General features: G+C 47.9%; 2 tRNA genes. Both read left to right on the top strand.

Annotated features, from left to right (window positions below):
* The first annotated feature begins 70 nt into the window (after positions 1-70).
* Positions 71-147: transfer RNA gene (locus CDA10_RS16730), tRNA-Arg, on the top strand.
* Positions 148-190: 43 nt separating this feature from the next.
* Positions 191-266 (top strand) — tRNA-His (locus CDA10_RS16725).
* Positions 267-307: the final 41 nt, after the last annotated feature.

Genomic DNA, 307 nt, shown 5'->3' with positions numbered 1-307 from the left:
TCGAATCCTACTGCTCCGACCAATTCTTCAAGGCAAGGTAATCATGTGATATTTTAGTATCATTGGTCATGCGCCTGTAGCTCAGTTGGATAGAGCATCCGCCTTCTAAGCGGATGGTCACAGGTTCGAATCCTGTCAGGCGCACCATTTATGGTAGTTTGATGTTATAGATCCTGAAAATGCTGTTATGGTGGTTGTAGCTCAGTTGGTAGAGCCCCGGATTGTGATTCCGGTTGTCGAGGGTTCGAGCCCCTTCATCCACCCCAATCTCTTATGAGAAATCGGAGCATAGCACAGCCTGGTAGTG

It is taken from the genome of Acinetobacter piscicola, from assembly GCF_002233755.1.
In the GTDB taxonomy this organism is placed as follows: Bacteria; Pseudomonadota; Gammaproteobacteria; order Pseudomonadales; family Moraxellaceae; genus Acinetobacter; species Acinetobacter piscicola.
This window is presented reverse-complemented; position numbering and strand designations above follow the sequence as displayed.